Here is an 18,149-nt window from a genome sequence, read left to right as displayed (position 1 = left end):
AATCATTTAATAATCCATCGTGCTTGCGTCTGGTGGAGTGATTGATTTTCCATCTTTTAAGCTTTGTAGTGCTTCTGGATCAAAATCAATGAGTAACGCATTATTTTCAATATCAATTGCATATTTGCTAATTAATTTTTTGTCACCATCAATTGTTTCAACGGTATATCCATCTGCAATATTTAAAATGCCATCAAGATTTGTCGTAATGGATGCCTTGTCTTGGCGAAAAAGATCATAAATATCACGCATATCAAAGATTGCATTTTCTACATCTGGGTGTTTTTCAATGTAAGTCTCAATATGGCGAATAATTAATTGGGCATATAAAAAGTAATTTGGTTTGTGTGTATAATCTAAACTCATGTAAGAAACCCGTATTTATATTGAGTGTTATATAGGAATACCATAGAAATATAATAAAAATAAATATGTTATTTTTATTAATGATGTAAAAATTAACTAAAACAATATTTTACAAAAATATTGAGATGAAGAATACGAATATGTTTTTTGAGGTTTATTTCACTATTAAATTCATATAAAAAGTAACAATATGATATTTAAATTGAATTTTATTCTATTGCGTTATTAGAAAAAAGTAATCGTAATTTGCTTCTTAATTCAATAAAGCGATTTTAAGGTAAATAGAGAGACGAAAACTCAAGTTTTTATAAAATTGCTGAAAAAATCATCCGAAAGACTAAGACTTATAAACTAGCAAGTGAAAACAGAAATCAGGTACAATTGGCGGGATTAATTTTGTGTTTGGTGTATTTGAAGGCCAATACATACATTCTTTGTTAATAAATAGGCCTGCCAGGAGTTATCCCCGCATGAGTGCTATTACTCCATACGAATGGGCAATTATTGCCTTCGTGATCGGCGTTACATTTTTATGCGTCTTTATGCTCACAGTCCCGTTACTCCTTGGGGGTAAGTCATGGGGTCGTGCTAAGCAAGAGCAGTTTGAGTCCGGTGTAGTGGGTGCAGGTGGAGCACGTATTCGCTTCTCTGCAAAATTTTATTTAGTCGCAATTTTCTTTGTGGTGTTTGACTTAGAGGCATTGTATTTATATGCATGGTCAACATCTGTACGTGAAGTAGGTTGGGTCGGATTTACTACAGCGGCAGTATTTATTTTAGTTTTATTGATTGGTTTGATTTATGAATTATCGACTGGAGGATTAAATTGGTCTCCATCTGATAAGCGTAAAGCGGCAGGTATTAAAACTAAAATCGGTTCTCCAAATATGGATATTGCCGAAATTACGCGTTTTAACTCGATTGAAGAATTGGTGATCGACCCTACTGGTCAAATCCCAGCTCAATCATCTGGTCGTGTGAAAAATTCTACGACTGCACCATCTGATAAGGGGTAACTCGGGATGAAATATACATTAACCCGTGCGAATCCGGATGCTGATCAATATCCACTTCAAGAGCGTCAAATCGTTATAGATCCGCTTGATGAAGAAGTGAATAAGAATGTGTTTATGACTCGTTTAGAGGATTTAGCACATACAGCAGTAAACTGGGGACGTAAAAACTCAGTTTGGCCGTTTAACTTTGGTACATCTTGTTGCTACGTTGAGTACGCGACAACACTTACAGGCGTGCATGATTTATCACGTTTTGGTGCTGAGGTTATTCGTGCTTCACCACGTCAGGCTGACTTGATGATTGTTGCTGGTACTTGTTTTATGAAAATGGCACCAGTCATTCAACGTTTGTATGAGCAAATGCTAGAACCTAAATGGGTTATTTCCATGGGTGCATGTGCAAACTCTGGTGGTATGTACGATATTTATTCGGTTGTACAAGGTGTGGATAAAATCATTCCTGTTGACGTATATGTTCCAGGTTGTCCACCACGCCCAGAAGCATTAATTCAAGCATTAATGTTATTACAAGACCAAATTCAATTAGAACGCCGCCCACTTTCAGCGGTAATTGGTGATGATCTTAAGCCTGTATATAAGCCAAAGATGATGCCAGAACGTGATCGTAAGAAAGAGCAGCGAATTGCTGTGAAGAACTTGCGTTCTATGGATGAGATTAAATAATTTAACCGACTAAAAAATTGATGCACCCGATATGGGTGTAATTGTCGTTTAAGTTGACTGAATTTGTATTAAATAGGAAGCCAAGCCAATGGCTGAAACTGACGTTGCTATGCCAGAATCAACTCCAGTTGATTCACGCCCAGCATTTGCAATTGTAGAGGAGCTCAAAACCAAATTTGGTGAGAACTTCTATGTGCAAGCGACTTGTGAAGATTTTCCAACGGTCTGGGTTGAACGCGCACGCGTGCAAGACGTTTTAATGTTCTTGCGTACAGTATCACGTCCTTACGTGATGTTGTTTGACTTATCTGCGGTAGATGAACGTTTACGTACACACCGCCATGGTTTACCTGCGTCTGACTTTACAGTGTTTTATCACTTATTATCGTTAGAACGTAATACTGACATTCGTGTGAAAGTTGCATTGAATGAAAGTGATTTAAATATTCAAACCGCAACCAATATTTGGCCAAATGCAAACTGGTATGAACGTGAAGCGTATGACATGTTCGGGATCAACTTCGAAGGGCATCCAATGCTTCGTCGTATTTTGCTCCCAACCTATTGGGAAGGTCATCCACTTCGTAAAGAATATTCTGCACGTGCGACTGAATATACTCCGTATATGCAGAACAAAGCGAAGCAGGATTTTGAACAAGAGCATTTACGTTTTGTCCCTGAAGATTGGGGCTTAAAACGTGGTAATGCTGACGAAGACTTCATGTTCTTAAACTTAGGTCCTAACCATCCATCTGCACATGGTGCTTTCCGTGTTGTTTTGCAGTTAGATGGTGAAGAAGTTAAAGATTGTGTGCCTGATATTGGTTATCATCACCGCGGTGTGGAAAAAATGGCAGAGCGTCAAACATGGCATTCTTTCATTCCATATACTGATCGTGTTGATTACTTAGGTGGTTGTGCTCAAAATATGCCTTATGTATTGGGTGTCGAGCAACTTGCAGGAATAACTGTTCCAGATCGTGCACAATGTATTCGTGTCATGATGTCAGAGCTTTTCCGCATTAATAACCATTTATTGTTTATTGGTACTGCAATTCAAGATGCGGGTGGTATGACGCCTGTATTCTATATGTTCGCTGATCGTCAAAAAATCTATGATGCGATTGAGGCAATTACGGGATACCGTATGCACCCAGCATGGTTCCGTATTGGTGGAACAGCACATGATCTTCCAAATAACTGGCAACATCTAATCCGTGAAATTTTGGATTGGCTGCCTAAGCGTTTAAAGGAATACCATACTGCTGCACTAAAGAACTCAGTGTTCGAAGGTCGTACACGTAATGTTGCTCAATACGATGCAAAATCTGCATTGGCATGGGGTGTTACAGGTACAGGTTTACGTGCAACGGGTATTGATTTTGATGTGCGTAAATATCGTCCATATAGCGGTTATGAAAACTATGACTTTGAAGTACCATTAGAGTACGAAGGCGATGCCTATGCACGTGTCATTGTTCATTACCGTGAAATTGAACAATCATTAAAAATTATTAAACAGTGTTTAGATAACATGCCATCTGGTCCATATAAAGCGGATCACCCATTGGCAGTTCCACCACCAAAAGACAAGACATTACAAGATATTGAAACGTTAATTACGCATTTCTTAAGTGTATCTTGGGGTCCAGTTATGCCTGCTGGTGAAGCATCTGTAATGGCAGAAGTGGTAAAAGGTGCGTCTAACTATTATTTGACTTCAGATAAGTCAACCATGAGTTATCGTACGCGTATTCGTACACCAACTTTCACGCATTTACAGCAAATGCCTTCTGTGATTAATGGCAGTCTGATGTCTGACTTAATCATTTATTTAGCGACCATTGACGTCGTAATGGCTGACGTGGATCGCTAAGGGGTAAACGCATTATGATGATTTTGACAGATAAAAAACCGCGTGTGAGCGTTGAAGGAATTTTGACTGCGGACGAAATTCACGAAATTGAACATCACATTGGTCATTACCCATATCCACGCGCTGCATGTTTAGATGCTTTGAAACATGTACAACGTCGTAATGGTTGGGTTGATGATGCACAAATGCATGCAATTGCTCAAATGTTAAGTATGAGTGTTGCAGATTTAGAAGGTGTTGCAACTTTCTATAATCGAATTTACCGTCAACCAGTTGGACGCCATGTAATTTTATTATGCGATTCAATTGCGTGTTTTTTAATGGGTGCAGAAACCTTAGCAGAAGCATTTCAGCGTGAATTAGGAATTCAGTATGGTCAAACGACAGCAGATGGTCGTTTTACATTGCTTCCAATTTGCTGTTTAGGGAACTGTGACAAAGGTCCAACCTTAATGATTGATGAAGACACTCACGGCTTAGTTGAAGTGACGTCAATTCAACAGTTATTGGAGAAGTATGTATGAATACTGAACCAAAACCAATTTATGGTGAAGGCAATCCAGAAACTCATCCATTAACTTGGCGCTTGAGTAAGCAAGAACATGTTCGTAGTGCAGATGACTATGAAACGCTAGAGGGATATGCTGGCTTTAAAAAAGCAATTGGCATGCAACCCAAAGATGTTCTTGATGTAATTAAAGCTGCAACAGTGAAAGGTCGTGGCGGTGCGGGTTTCCCAGCAGGCATTAAATGGTCATTGATGGCACCTAATGATGGTGGTCCACGTTACCTCATTTGTAATGCTGATGAAATGGAACCAGGTACCTTTAAAGATCGTTTGTTGATGGAAAAACTTCCTCATCAATTGATTGAAGGAATGTTGATTGCAGGATATACCTTAGAAGCGACGCATGGTTATATTTTCATTCGTGGTGAATATATTGAAGCCGCTCAATATCTAAATGAAGCTTTAGAGCAAATTCGTGCCAAGGGTTATTTGGGCGAAAATATTTTAGATACAGGTTGGAGCTTTGATTTACATGTACACACGGGTGCAGGTCGTTATATTTGTGGTGAAGAAACCGCATTAATTAACTCTCTAGAAGGTCGTCGTGCAAATCCAAGAACGAAACCTCCATTCCCGCAAGTTGCTGGTGCATGGGGTCGTCCAACGATTGTAAATAACGTAGAAACATATAATAACTTACCTGCAATTATGCTCCGTGGCCCAGAGTGGTATATCGGCTTATCTGCTGGTAAATCTAAAGATCCAGGTACTAAAATTTACGGTGCATCAGGTAAGGTGAAATTCCCAGGTTTGTGGGAGCTTCCATTTGGTACAACTGCACGTGAAGTTATTGAAGATTATGCTGGTGGGATGCGTGATGGCTTAAAGCTAAAAGCATGGTTACCAGGTGGAGCATCAACTGACTTCTTGGCTGCAGAGCATATCGATATTCCTATGGATGCTGAAAGCATCATGAAAGCAGGTTCACGTTTAGGTACGTGTTTGCTTATGGTAGTTGATGAAACTCAATGTATGGTTTCAGCAACGCGTAACCTTGAAGAATTCTTTGCACGTGAGTCTTGCGGTTGGTGTACACCTTGCCGTGATGGTTTACCTTGGGCAGTTAAAGCGCTTAAATCACTTGAGAATGGTGAAGGCAAGAAAGAAGATATCGATCATTTACAAGAGCTTACGCGTAAGCTTTGGATTGGTAAAACTTTTTGTGCCCACGCTCCAGGTGCAATGGAACCACTCATGGGTGCACTCAAACATTTCCGTGGCGAATTTGAAGCAAAAGTAGTAAATGCTGCTGCTCAGACTAGCAACGTAGCACAAGCTTAAGGAATTCGACTATGGCTACAATTCATGTCGATGGACAATCGTATGAAGTCAACGGCTCAGAAAACTTGCTACAAGCGTGTTTGAGTCTTGGTATTGATATCCCGTACTTTTGTTGGCATCCATCCTTAGGTTCTGTTGGTTCTTGCCGTCAATGTGCTGTGACTCAATATGCGAATGCGGATGATACCCGTGGACGTTTAGTGATGTCATGTATGACGCCTGCATCTGACAATACCTACATTTCAATTGAAGATAAAGAAGCAAAAGATTTCCGCGCTTCAGTTGTTGAATTTTTAATGACGAATCACCCACATGACTGCCCAGTCTGTGAAGAGGGTGGTCATTGTCATTTACAAGATATGACGGTAATGACGCAGCATGATCGTCGTCGCTATCGTTTTACAAAACGTACACATTACAACCAAGAGCTAGGCTCATTCATTGCACATGAAATGAACCGTTGTATTGCGTGTTACCGTTGTGTGCGTTATTACAAAGACTATGCTGGTGGTACAGATTTTGGTGTGTATGCCAATGCATCACGTGTTTACTTTGGTCGTCCAGAATCAGGAACTTTAGAGTCTGAGTTTTCTGGAAACTTAACTGAAGTATGTCCAACTGGTGTATTCACAGACAAGACACATTCTGCACGTTATAACCGTAAATGGGATATGCAATATGCACCGAGCGTATGCCAAGGCTGTTCTTCAGGTTGTAATATTTCTCCAGGGGAACGTTATGGTGAATTACGTCGTGTAGAAAACCGTTTCAATGGTGATGTAAACCAATACTTCCTTTGTGATAAAGGACGTTTTGGAACAGGTTATGTGAATCGTGCAGATCGTCCACGTCAACCACAATTCCGTACTGGTGCGAATGTAGAAACTGTTTCAGTTGATGTTGCGCTAGATACTGTGATTGAAAAAATCCAAGGCAAAAAAGTTTTGGGAATTGGTTCACCACGTGCATCACTTGAATCTAACTTTGCACTTCGCGAACTGGTTGGACAAGAAAACTACACCACAGGTATTTCTCAAAAAGAGCAAAATCTTATTGAGCTTGCAGCTTCAATTATGCAGACCGAAGGTGTTTACAATCCAGGTATGCGTGAAATTGAAAGTTATGATGCTGTATTGATTTTAGGTGAAGACTTAACTCAAACTGCGCCACGTATGGCTTTATCGGTTCGTCAAGCAGCGAAAAATAAAGCAAAAGAAATGGCAGCAGAGCGTCGTACACAAGATTGGTTAGCAGAACCTGTGCAGCGTATTGCACAAGATGCAAAATCACCAATTTATATTTTAGCTGCAACTCAAACACGCTTAGCTGATGTTGCGACAGGTGAAGTTGTTGCTTCACCAAATGATATTGCCCGCTTAGGTTTTGCAATTGCTGCTGCTGTTCAAGGTGAGTTAATTACTGGTTTAGCAGAAGATGCAAAAGCATTTGCAGAAACGATTGCAAACACTTTAAAAGCTGCGAAAAAGCCTTTAATTATTTCTGGTACGAGTTTGCAAGATGCTGCAATCATTGAAGCAGCTGCGCAAGTTGCACAAAATCTAGGTGGAAATGCTGGCCTTACTTTGACTGTTCCAGAAGTGAACTCAATGGGCTTAGCAATTTTAGGCGGACAAAGCTTAGAACAAGCACTTGCTCAAGATTATGATGCAGTTATTGTTGTTGAGAATGACCTATATCGTCGTTTACCAGCAGCTCAAGTTGATGCTGCATTGGCAAAAGCGCAAGATGTTATTGTCGTTGATCATTCAGAAACAGAAACAGTGAAGAAAGCAAATATTGTTCTTTCTGCTGCAAGTTTTGCTGAAGGTGATGGTACTGTTGTTTCACAAGAAGGTCGTGCTCAACGTTTCTACCAAGTTTATGATCCGAGTTACCTTAAACCTGAATTCGCAATTAAAGAATCTTGGCGTTGGTTACATGCCATTGAAACAGGTGCGAAAGGTAAAGCGATTTCTTGGACATTGCTGGATGATGTCATTGAAGATGTTGTAAAAAATGTGCCAGCATTACAAGCAATCGAAGATGTTGCTCCAGATGCAGGTTATCGTGTACATGGCTTGAAAATTGCGCGTGAACCACGTCGTTATTCTGGTCGTACAGCAATGCGTGCACCACTTTCAATTCATGAACCAAAGCAACCTGTCGATATTGACTCAGCATTAACTTTCTCTATGGAAGGTTATGTTGGTCCACAAGAAGCATCATCTCTTGTACCATTTGCGTGGGCTGCGGGTTGGAACTCTCCACAAGCTTGGAATAAATTCCAAGATCAAGTGGGTGGGCATTTGAAAGGTGGTGACGCTGGTATTCGTCTGTTTGATCGTTTAGCGAAACGTCCTGTTCGTAGTTTTGTTGCACCAACTCCTCTTGCGGTAAATCCTGAAAGCTTCCGTTTAATTCCAATGCATCATATTTTTGGTTCTGGTGAATTTACGGTGAAAACCCCTGCTATGGAGTCGCGTATTCCTGTGCCAGTTTTTGCAGTTGGTGAGCAAGATGCAGAGCGACTAAATGTACAAGATGGTCAAATTATTACAGTGAAGGCTGGTGAGACAGAAGTTGTGTTACCAGTACAAATCATTGAATATTTACCTACAGGTTATATTGGTTACCCAATTGGTTTAGCGCCTACGGTATCACTTGCAGAACCTGTTTCTATTGCGGTAGGAGCATAATTCATGAATCAAGAATTAATCCGTTTAACACCGCTTTGGGCTGAGAATTGGCCGATTGCTTATGCTGTCATTCAAGCGATTATTATTTTATTGGTCGTGGTTTTATTTGCAGCATTAATGTCCTTTATTGAGCGTCGCTTGTTGGGATTATGGCAAGACCGTTATGGTCCGAACCGTGTGGGTCCAGGCGGGATGTTCCAGATTGTTGCTGACATGCTGAAAATCATGTTCAAAGAAGACTGGACGCCTAAGTTTGTCGATAAGTTGACTTTCCGTTTAGCGCCAGCAGTTGCAATGGCAACTGCAGTATTGTCATTCATGGTTATTCCTGTATCGCCACACTTAGGTGTTGCAGACATGAGCATTGGTTTATTGTTCTTTATGGCAATGGCGGGTATTGCTGTATATGCAGTTTTATTTGGTGGTTGGTCTTCAAACAATAAATATGCACTTCTTGGTGGCTTACGTTCAGCAGCGCAAACAATTTCGTATGAAGTTTTCTTGGGTATTTCATTAATGGGTGTGGTTGCAATTGCAGGCTCATTCAATATGCGTGAAATTGTAGAAGCACAAAAAGATGTTTGGTTTGTTGTTCCTCAATTCTTAGGCTTCATGATTTTCGTGGTTGCAGGTGTTGCAGTGACTCACCGTCATCCATTTGACCAACCTGAAGCAGAACAAGAATTAGCAGAAGGCTATCATGTAGAATATGGTGGAATGAAGTGGGGAATGTTCTTCGTTGCAGAATATGTCAACGTTGTACTCATTTCTGCACTCATTGTAACGTTATTTTTTGGTGGATGGCTTGCACCATTTAATTGGGAAATTTCGTTCATACCACCAGCGTTCTGGTTCATTATCAAAACATTATTCTTTGTAATGATGTTTGTATTGGCACGTGGTTCATTGATGCGTCCACGTTATGACCAAGTGATGAACTTTGGTTGGAAAATTTGCTTGCCACTGGCGTTAGTCAACTTACTTGTGACTGGTGCTGTAATTCTGATGAATCAGGCCTAAGACAGCAGGGAGAACAAAATGTATAAATTTCTAGCTGGAGTTGGGTCAATCGTTCGCTCGTTATGGATGGTGTTTAGCCATGTAACCCGCAAACGTGACACTATTCTTTATCCAGAAGTACCAGCCGAAGAAATCGTACCGCCACGTTTCCGTGGTCGTATTGTGTTGACGCGTGATCCAGATGGTGAAGAGCGTTGTGTTGCTTGTAACCTGTGTGCGGTTGCATGTCCAGTAGGTTGTATTTCTTTACAAAAAGCAGAACATGAAGATGGGCGTTGGTATCCGGAATTTTTCCGTATTAACTTCTCTCGTTGTATTTTCTGTGGAATGTGTGAAGAAGCTTGTCCAACGACTGCAATTCAAATGACACCAGATTTCGAATTAGGTGAATACGTTCGTCAAGACCTTGTGTATGAGAAAGAACACTTACTTATCTCAGGTCCTGGTAAATATCCAGACTACAACTTCTACCGTGTAACAGGTATGGCAGTGGCTGGTAAAGGCAAAGGTCAAGCACAACGTGAAAGTGCACCTGTTGATGTACGGAGTCTATTACCATGATGTGGCCGTTTTATTTAATGGCTTTAGTGGCCATTGTCTCTACGATTCGTGTTGTGACCAATACGAATCCAGTGCATGCTTTACTTAGTTTGATTGTGTCATTACTTGCTGTTGCAGGCATATTCATGATTGTGGGGGCACCATTTGCTGGAGCGCTTGAAATTATTGTTTATGCAGGTGCAATCATGGTGTTATTCGTGTTCGTGGTGATGATGCTGAATTTAGGTCATCAAACTATTGAACAAGAAAGTAAATGGTTGACTTCATCTGCTTGGGCATATCCTGCATTAATGAGCTTTTTAATGGGCTTAGTTTTAGTTTGGATGCTCGGTTCAGATTACACGACTTCTGGTGGCCTCATGGGTACAGAAATTGTCGGTCCAAAAGCAGTTGGTGAAGCACTCTTTACTCACTATATCTTATTGGTTGAAATTGCCGCGATGCTATTACTTGCAGCTCTTGTTGCAGCATTTCATCTTGGCAAACGTGAACCAAGTGCAGAAGAGGATAAAGAATAATGGGCAACATTCCTTTAGAACATGGTTTGATCGTTGCAACCATTCTCTTTGCACTCGGTTTTTACGGTGTAATGGTTCGACGTAATTTATTATTTATTTTGATGAGCCTTGAAATCATGATGAACGCAGCAGCACTTGCGTTTGTATTGGCAGGTAGTGTTTGGGCACAACCAGATGGTCAGGTCATGTTTATTCTAATTCTGACGCTTGCTGCGGCAGAGGCGTGTATCGGTCTTGCGATCGTTCTTCAGTACTATCATCGCTTCCACCATTTGGATGTAGATGCTGCTAGTGAGATGCGCGGATGAATTATTTATATTTAACAGTATTATTTCCGCTCATTGGGTTTATCCTTTTAGCGGCAGGTCGTCGACATCTTCCTGAAAAACTTGCTGCGGTGATTGGTGTTGGTGCAGTTGGACTTTCAGCATTATTTGCATTGATTGCAGGTTTAGATTTTGTTGCCAATGGCAAGCTTCCTTTTGTTCAACATCTTTGGACATGGTTTGATGTTGCTGGTTTAAATCCTGGAATTAGCCTGCACTTAGATGGTCTTTCTCTATTAATGATGGGAATGATTACGGGTGTTGGTTTCTTAATTCACATCTTTGCATCGTGGTATATGCGCGGTGAAGAAGACTTTGCTCGTTTCTTCTCTTACTTTAACCTATTCGTTGCAAGTATGTTGCTTCTCGTTTTAGGTGATAACTTAGCGTTATTATTCTTAGGTTGGGAAGGTGTAGGTCTTTGTTCTTATTTGCTGATTGGTTATTACTACCAGACGCCATCAAATGGTGTTGCAGCAATAAAAGCATTTACTGTGACACGTATTGGTGATGTATTTTTACTGATTGCATTGTTCTTGATTTATCAACAATTTGGTACATTGAACATTGCTGAAGTTGTTGCAGCTGCACCAACTGTATTAGCACAAAGCTCTTCAATTGCAATTTGGACAGCATTAATGTTGTTCTTGGGTGCTGCTGGTAAATCTGCTCAAATTCCATTACAAACATGGTTAGCAGATGCAATGGCAGGTCCAACACCTGTATCTGCATTAATTCATGCTGCAACAATGGTTACAGCGGGTGTTTATTTATGCTGCCGTATGTTTGCAGTAATTGAACAAGCACCAGAAGTTATGATGTTTATTTCAATTACAGGTGCGGTCACATTACTTGTCGCTGGTTTTGCAGCACTCGTACAGACAGATATCAAACGTATTCTTGCTTACTCAACGATGAGTCAGTTGGGTTATATGTTTATGGCTGTTGGTGCAGAAGCTTACCAAGCAGGTCTTTTCCACATGCTTTCACACGCATTCTTTAAGGCATTATTATTCTTGTCTTCAGGCGCGGTGATTTTAGCTTACCATCACGAACAAAATATTTTCAAAATGGGCGGTTTATTCTATAAGAACAAATTCCTATTTGCATGTTTTGCAATTGGTGGCGGTGCATTGGCTGCAGTTCCATTTATCACGATTGGTTTCTTCTCAAAAGATGCAATTCTTGGTGCAGTATGGGCAAAAGGTCAAGCAGTAGCGTTATATGATTGCTTATATTGGGCTGGCGTTGCTGGTGCATTTATTACTGCAATTTATACATTCCGCTTAATTTGGGTTGTCTTCTTCGGAAAAGAAAATACGCCTTATCATGAAATTAAGGGTGTTACGTATTGGTCTCCATTGGCAATTCTTGCAGTGCTTGCAACGGGTTTAGGTGCTTTATTAAAAGGACCTGTAGACAGTATTTTAAATGCTGCGAAAATTCCTGAATTTGCGGTTTCAGAAGCACTTGAACAAGGGATGCACAGTGCAGAACATATCGCATCAGCGATTGCTGTTGCAGGTATTGTGGTTGCAGTGGTGTTATTTGTCTTTGCGTACAATGCATTAAAGTCATTTGCTAAAACATGCTTGGGTGCAGGTCTAGCCAATATTTGTAGAAATGCACTTGGTTTTGATAAATTGTATGATTTGGTATTTGTTAAGCCATATCTTCTTATTGCGAAAATTTTAGGTCGCGACCCAATCGATGGTTTGTGGCTTGTTCTTCCTGCACTTGTTCGAGGTGGTAATCGCTTCACAAGTTCACGTCAAACAGGTTCATTACGTGAATACGCATCAAGTATGGCAGTAGGTACGATTGTCTTACTGATGATTTTGGTCGTGATTCAGGTCGTGGGGAAATAAAATGGATACTCCAAATAATTTAATTCTACCCGCTCTGATCCTTGTTCCGTTCATTGCAGGTTTTGCATGCTGGTTGGTCGATAAACTCGATCAACACCTACCACGCTATATTGCATTGGTAGGGATGTTAGTTACTTTTCTATTAACCGTTGTATTATGGCAAACGGGTACATATAGCTATGAACTTGGTGGTGCGACACCAACTTGGGCTGCTCAGTTTTATGTGCCTTGGATTCAAAGTTTAGGAATCAATATTCACCTTGCGGTGGATGGTCTTTCACTACTCATGGTTGGCTTGACTGCATTACTTGGTGTACTTGCAATTGGTTGTTCATGGGGTGAAATCCAAAAACACGTGGGATTCTTCCACCTGAATCTTTTGTGGTCTCTTGGTGGTGTCATTGGCGTATTCTTAGCAATTGATTTGTTCTTGTTCTTCTTCTTCTGGGAGATGATGCTTGTACCAATCTATTTCTTGATTGCGCTATGGGGACATAACACAGCAAATAAATCACGTGTATATGCGGCAAATAAATTTTTCATTTATACCCAAGTTGCTGGCTTGATTATGTTGATCGGTATTTTAGGTCTAGTGATCTATAATGCATTGGTTGTTCAGCATCAAATTAGCTTTGGATATAATGAGTTAATGATTGCAGCGCATCACTTAGAAGCAAATAACCCTGCAATTGCATATGCATTCATGGTGTGTTTGTTCATTGGTTTTGCGGTAAAACTTCCAGTTTTCCCACTACATGGTTGGTTGCCAGATGCACATGCTCAAGCACCTACAGCAGGTTCTGTAGACTTAGCGGGTATCTTAATTAAAACTGCTGCTTATGGTTTGTTGCGTTTCGTCATTCCATTCTTCCCATTGGCATCTGCTCAATTTGCCGATATTGCAATTATTTTTGGTTTAATTGGTATTTTCTACGGCGCGTGGTTAGCTTTCCAGCAAACCGATATGAAGCGTTTATTGGCATATACTTCAATTTCACACATGGGCTTTGTACTTCTAGCAATTTACGTCGGTGATTTGCTAACGTTCCAAGGTTTAATGATTATGATGTTAGCGCATGGTTTATCTTCAGCTGCATTATTCATTATGTGTGGACAAGTATACGAACGCCTACATACGCGTGATATGCGTTTGATGGGTGGATTACGTGGTCAATTCCAATACCTTTCATTCTTCTTAATGTTCTTTGTTGCCGCTCTTGTGGGTATTCCAGGCTTAGGTAACTTTATTGGTGAATTCTTGATCCTTATGGGTTCATTTGAAAAATTCCCAGTATTTACAATCTTAGCTGCGGTAAGTTTAGTCTTTGCAGGTCTTTATGGTCTTATTCTTATCCATAAAACATTGTTTGGTGTTCCAAGCGAAGAACAAAAACAACATCATACTAGCCCATTAAAAGATTTAAATGCGCGTGAGATTAGCTTACTTTTACTCTGTGCATTTGGTCTTTTATGGCTTGGTCTATACCCACAAAGCTTCCTTGATATTTCGCATTCAAGTATGGCGTGGTTAGTGAATAGCTACATTCCAGTAGAAGTAGTTGAAGTTGTTCAAGAAGTCACTACTCAAGTGCAAAGTGTGGAGATCCAATAAGTCATGAACTTCACAGTGTCTTTTTCTGATCTAATGCCTTTGGCGCCTGTCATGATCGTGGCTTTAACCGCAATTGTTGTCATGATTCTGATTGCAATTAAACGTAATCATAATTTAGTTGCGACGGTTTCGGTTATTGGCTTAAATCTAGCAGCGTTTTATATTGTTTTTGTACTTATTGCAGGGTTATATACGCCTGCAAATGTCATGAATTTATTCATCGTAGATCCATTTACGATGTTGTACCAGTTTGTGATTTTGATTGCAGCACTTGCATGTTGTACTCTTTCACACGCGTACATTGAAACTTATAAAGAAAATCGTGAAGAACTTTATATCTTAATGTTGTGCTCTGTTGCAGGCGCAATGTTAATGGTTGCAAGTTCAAACTATGCTTCTTTCTTTATCAGCCTTGAGTTAATGTCAATTCCTGTTTATGGTCTATTGGCATATACCTATCAACGTGGCCAATCACTTGAAGCAGGTTTAAAATACTTAGTGCTTTCAGCAACTGCATCTGCAATGTTACTGATGGGTATGGCGTATATTTATGCGTATACAGGTACATTAGATTTTGTAGCTGCACCAAGTAAACTATTCTCTGCATTTGAACAGCCTGCTGTTATTTTAGGTTTGGCACTGATTATTTTTGCTGTCGCATTTAAATTATCATTAGCACCATTCCATAAATGGACACCTGATGTTTATGAAGGAGCACCTGCTCCGATTGCAACATTCCTTGCAACTGCTGCAAAAGTTGCGATGATTGGTTTATTTATTCGTTACTTATTATCTTCTGGATTAATTTTAGCAGATAGTTTCGTTATTATTATTACCATCATTGCTGTGCTTTCAATTCTTGCAGGTAACTTGCTTGCGGTACGTCAAAATAATTTAAAACGTATTTTGGCATATTCATCAATTGCACATTTTGGTTATTTACTTGTTGCTATTATTTGTACAAATAAGAGCGATTTCCTACAAGTTCAAGGTTTTATAACTTTAGAAGCAGTCAATGTATATGTGATTACTTATGTGTTAACAACAATCGGTGCATTCGGTGTTGTGACATTAATGTCTAGTCCATATAACAATAAAGATGAAGCGGGAAGTTTAGACGAATATCGTGGTTTATTCTGGCGTCGTCCAATATTAACTGCAACATTGACCGTGATGATGCTTTCTCTTGCCGGTATTCCATTAACTGCGGGCTTTATTGGTAAGTTCTTAGTGATTAAAACAGCTGTTGCGAGTGGTTCTTGGTTCCTTGCAGCAATGGTTATTATTGGTTCAGGTATTGGCTTATACTACTACTTACGCGTCATGGTTGTGCTTTATATGACACCACCAGAGACACCACGTATTGATGCTGCTGACCATTGGGGTCAAAAAGTGGGTGGTATTATGGTGTTAGGTGCTGCCGCATTAGTTTTACTATTTGGTGTATATCCAGATCCAATGATTGTCATTTCAAAAGTGGCATATATTGCAATTTCATCTGAAATGCAAAGTTTTATCTGGACACTCGTACAAAACGGGTTCTAATTAATTCGTTTATTCATTGATCCTTTATAAAAAGCCTCCTTCTGGAGGCTTTTTATGTTTTTTCATCGGGTAAATGGCATTATACTACACATAGTTTTATCTTCCTTTTTAGGTGTTCTCCTGTGGCTATTCATGAAATTCGTCATCCGCTCATTCGACATAAACTAGGTTTACTTCGTCGTGCTGATATCAGTACTAAAAATTTTCGTGAGTTGGCGCAAGAAGTAACCATGTTGTTAACGTATGAAGCCACTAAAGATTTACCGATGGTTGATCATGAGATTACCGGCTGGAATGGTAAAGTGATCGTCGACAGAATTGCAGGGAAAAAAATTACTGTTGTACCTATTTTACGTGCTGGAATTGGCATGTTAGAAGGCTTTTTAAATCTGATTCCAAGTGCAAAAGTTTCAGTATTGGGCTTAGAGCGTGATGAGGAAACCTTACAAGCACGCACGTATTATAAAAAACTGGTTCCAGATGTACAAAATCGCTTGGCAATGATTATTGATCCAATGTTGGCAACAGGTGCATCTCTTGTTGCTGCAATTGATGTATTAAAAGCAAGTGGTTGTAAAGATATTCGCGTTATGGTTTTAGTTGCTGCACCTGAAGGAATCAAAAAAGTTGAAGAAGCACATCCTGATGTGATTATCTTTACAGCATCTGTAGATAATGGTCTAAATGAACATGGTTATATTGTGCCTGGATTAGGTGATGCAGGTGATAAGATTTTTGGTTCAGTTCAGAAAGATTAAGTTTAAATCATAGTAAGAAAGGAGGCTTTCTAGCCTCTTTTTTATATACTATATAGGATGAATAATAAGGTAGGAAAGGCAAATGAAACGAGATTATCAACAAGGCAAAATTAAACAATATAATGCTGATCAGGGGTTTGGTTTTATTTCAGTACCTGAACAAGAAGATATTTTTTTTCATATTTCAGATTTTCCAGCAGAAGCAGGTGAGCCTAAAAAAAATGAAAGAGTAAAATTTGTTATTGTCGAAAATGGTCATAAATTTAAAGCAATTCAGATCGAACGCGTTGAATCTAATTCTGCAAAAGCCAAAAAATCGAAAGTCTCTACGCATAACAAATCTATTACGTCAGCATTACTCAATAATTTTCGCAGTTAATGAGTCGACACAGTTTTTATGACATCACTTGGCTAAAAAAGATATTTCGCCTTTCTTAGGATCAAGATGAGGTAGATATGAATAAATAAAAAGCACCATTTGGTGCTTTTTTTGAGGTTTTATTTTCCACAAAAACTCATAAATGCTTTTAAACCTGGACCTTGATATTTTTGGCGATGGATTAACATATATAACGGTCGTGTTAACTGCCAAAATGGAGTATCAAGCATTACTAAATGACCTTTTTCAAGCAAAGGTTCTATGGCAAGTTTAGAAATACAAGACATTCCTAATCCTCCCGCGACAATTTTTAAAATTGCTTCATTGTGACCAAGGGTTAAGCGAATATTTGCATCAGGTAAGTTTTGTAAAATTGCATTATCAAATACCTCACGCGTGCCCGAACCCTCTTCACGCAGAATCCATTCGACGGATTTAAAATCGTCGAAGGTCAGTGGACGATTAAGTTGAGCAAGTGGATGTTCTGGTGAACAGCACACAGCTAACTCATCATCACGCCAATGAATACATTGTAGTTGAGGCAGATAACAAGAACCTTCAATAAGTGCTAAATCTAACTGGAACTGATTAACAGCTTCAATCATTTGGCGGGTATTACCCACTTGAAGTTGTAAATGAGCTTGAGGTTGAATTTGTAAAAAGTTTGCCATTAAGTCAGGCATTAAGTAGTCACTAATTGTGAGCGTTGCACCTAAACGAAGGTCAATGCTTTGTAACTCGCCTTTTGCAGCTTGTTCAAATGCTTCACATCGCCCTAAAATTTCAAGTGCTTGAGGAAGTAAAAAACGTCCTAGGTCATTCAGTTGTAAACGTTTACCTAAACGATCAAACAGTGGAGCACCTAAGCCATCTTCTAGATCGGCTAAGGCCATACTAGCTGCACTTTGGGTAAGCTTGACTGCATCACTTGCTTTAGTAACGGTTCCTTCCTGAGCGACTGCTACAAAAACAGCCAATTGGCGTAATGTCATGCGCATAAGCGTGGTGCCTTAACATTAAAATTGTTCATAAATTATGTTGCCATGCTAACATGAGCGCAGTCTTTCATGCCACG

17 protein-coding genes are annotated in these 18,149 nt (G+C 39.7%); 15 read left to right on the top strand and 2 right to left on the bottom strand.

Annotation, left to right across the window (positions count from 1 at the left end; all coding sequences use genetic code 11):
- Nucleotides 1-6: 6 nt before the first annotated feature.
- On the bottom strand, nucleotides 7-366 hold the full coding sequence (locus tag B9T31_RS12020; RefSeq protein WP_086182186.1) for a hypothetical protein: 360 nt from the start codon (nucleotides 364-366) through the stop codon (nucleotides 7-9).
- A gap of 470 nt (nucleotides 367-836) precedes the next feature.
- Between B9T31_RS12020 and ndhC the strand changes: the two genes are divergently transcribed.
- The 15 genes from ndhC (at nucleotide 837) to B9T31_RS11945 (ending at nucleotide 17,074) form a co-directional block, all read left to right on the top strand.
- On the top strand, nucleotides 837-1,382 hold the full coding sequence (ndhC, locus tag B9T31_RS12015; protein WP_086182185.1) for an NADH-quinone oxidoreductase subunit A: 546 nt from the start codon (nucleotides 837-839) through the stop codon (nucleotides 1,380-1,382).
- 6 nt (nucleotides 1,383-1,388) lie between these two features.
- Nucleotides 1,389-2,066, top strand: coding sequence for a NuoB/complex I 20 kDa subunit family protein (locus B9T31_RS12010; RefSeq protein ID WP_086182184.1), 678 nt, complete (start codon nucleotides 1,389-1,391; stop codon nucleotides 2,064-2,066).
- Nucleotides 2,067-2,154: 88 nt separating this feature from the next.
- A complete protein-coding gene (nuoC, locus tag B9T31_RS12005) occupies nucleotides 2,155-3,942 on the top strand; it encodes an NADH-quinone oxidoreductase subunit C/D (RefSeq protein WP_086182183.1) in 1,788 nt (595 codons plus the stop codon).
- Nucleotides 3,943-3,956: 14 nt separating this feature from the next.
- Nucleotides 3,957-4,466 carry an NADH-quinone oxidoreductase subunit NuoE gene (gene nuoE / locus B9T31_RS12000; RefSeq protein ID WP_086182182.1) on the top strand — a complete coding sequence of 170 codons (510 nt, stop codon included), beginning with the start codon at nucleotides 3,957-3,959 and terminating at the stop codon, nucleotides 4,464-4,466.
- Nucleotides 4,463-5,791 carry an NADH-quinone oxidoreductase subunit NuoF gene (gene nuoF / locus B9T31_RS11995; RefSeq protein ID WP_086182181.1) on the top strand — a complete coding sequence of 443 codons (1,329 nt, stop codon included), beginning with the start codon at nucleotides 4,463-4,465 and terminating at the stop codon, nucleotides 5,789-5,791. The genes nuoE and nuoF overlap by 4 nt, the downstream gene beginning before the upstream one ends.
- An 11-nt stretch (nucleotides 5,792-5,802) precedes the next feature.
- A complete protein-coding gene (gene nuoG / locus B9T31_RS11990) occupies nucleotides 5,803-8,487 on the top strand; it encodes an NADH-quinone oxidoreductase subunit NuoG (RefSeq protein WP_086182180.1) in 2,685 nt (894 codons plus the stop codon).
- A 3-nt stretch (nucleotides 8,488-8,490) separates the two neighbouring features.
- Entirely contained in the window at nucleotides 8,491-9,507 is a 1,017-nt protein-coding gene (gene nuoH / locus B9T31_RS11985) for an NADH-quinone oxidoreductase subunit NuoH (protein WP_086182179.1), read from the top strand.
- Between the two features lie 18 nt (nucleotides 9,508-9,525).
- The gene (gene nuoI, locus B9T31_RS11980) at nucleotides 9,526-10,068 is read left to right on the top strand and encodes an NADH-quinone oxidoreductase subunit NuoI (protein WP_086182178.1); all 543 of its coding nucleotides are present in this window, start codon (nucleotides 9,526-9,528) and stop codon (nucleotides 10,066-10,068) included.
- Nucleotides 10,068-10,586, top strand: a complete 519-nt coding sequence (nuoJ, locus tag B9T31_RS11975) for an NADH-quinone oxidoreductase subunit J (protein ID WP_171264753.1) — start codon at nucleotides 10,068-10,070, stop codon at nucleotides 10,584-10,586. The genes nuoI and nuoJ overlap by 1 nt, the downstream gene beginning before the upstream one ends.
- Nucleotides 10,586-10,894 (top strand): NADH-quinone oxidoreductase subunit NuoK, encoded by a 309-nt coding sequence (nuoK, locus tag B9T31_RS11970; protein WP_086182176.1) that lies wholly within the window; start codon nucleotides 10,586-10,588, stop codon nucleotides 10,892-10,894. The genes nuoJ and nuoK overlap by 1 nt, the downstream gene beginning before the upstream one ends.
- Complete coding sequence (gene nuoL, locus B9T31_RS11965) at nucleotides 10,891-12,780, top strand: NADH-quinone oxidoreductase subunit L (protein WP_086182175.1); 1,890 nt, start codon at nucleotides 10,891-10,893, stop codon at nucleotides 12,778-12,780. Before nuoK ends, nuoL begins: the two co-directional genes overlap by 4 nt.
- A gap of 1 nt (nucleotide 12,781) precedes the next feature.
- Entirely contained in the window at nucleotides 12,782-14,392 is a 1,611-nt protein-coding gene (nuoM, locus tag B9T31_RS11960; RefSeq protein ID WP_086182174.1) for an NADH-quinone oxidoreductase subunit M, read from the top strand.
- 3 nt (nucleotides 14,393-14,395) lie between these two features.
- The gene (gene nuoN / locus B9T31_RS11955) at nucleotides 14,396-15,937 is read left to right on the top strand and encodes an NADH-quinone oxidoreductase subunit NuoN (RefSeq protein WP_086182173.1); all 1,542 of its coding nucleotides are present in this window, start codon (nucleotides 14,396-14,398) and stop codon (nucleotides 15,935-15,937) included.
- A gap of 122 nt (nucleotides 15,938-16,059) precedes the next feature.
- On the top strand, nucleotides 16,060-16,695 hold the full coding sequence (gene upp / locus B9T31_RS11950; RefSeq protein WP_086182172.1) for a uracil phosphoribosyltransferase: 636 nt from the start codon (nucleotides 16,060-16,062) through the stop codon (nucleotides 16,693-16,695).
- 82 nt (nucleotides 16,696-16,777) lie between these two features.
- Entirely contained in the window at nucleotides 16,778-17,074 is a 297-nt protein-coding gene (locus B9T31_RS11945; RefSeq protein WP_086182171.1) for a cold-shock protein, read from the top strand.
- A 119-nt stretch (nucleotides 17,075-17,193) separates the two neighbouring features.
- Here B9T31_RS11945 and gigC read toward each other — a convergent pair whose 3' ends face one another.
- The gene (gene gigC / locus B9T31_RS11940) at nucleotides 17,194-18,072 is read right to left on the bottom strand and encodes a LysR family transcriptional regulator GigC (RefSeq protein ID WP_086182170.1); all 879 of its coding nucleotides are present in this window, start codon (nucleotides 18,070-18,072) and stop codon (nucleotides 17,194-17,196) included.
- Nucleotides 18,073-18,149 lie beyond the last annotated feature (77 nt).

The organism is Acinetobacter sp. ANC 4558, from assembly GCF_002135375.1.
Classification (GTDB): domain Bacteria; phylum Pseudomonadota; class Gammaproteobacteria; order Pseudomonadales; family Moraxellaceae; genus Acinetobacter.
This window is presented reverse-complemented; position numbering and strand designations above follow the sequence as displayed.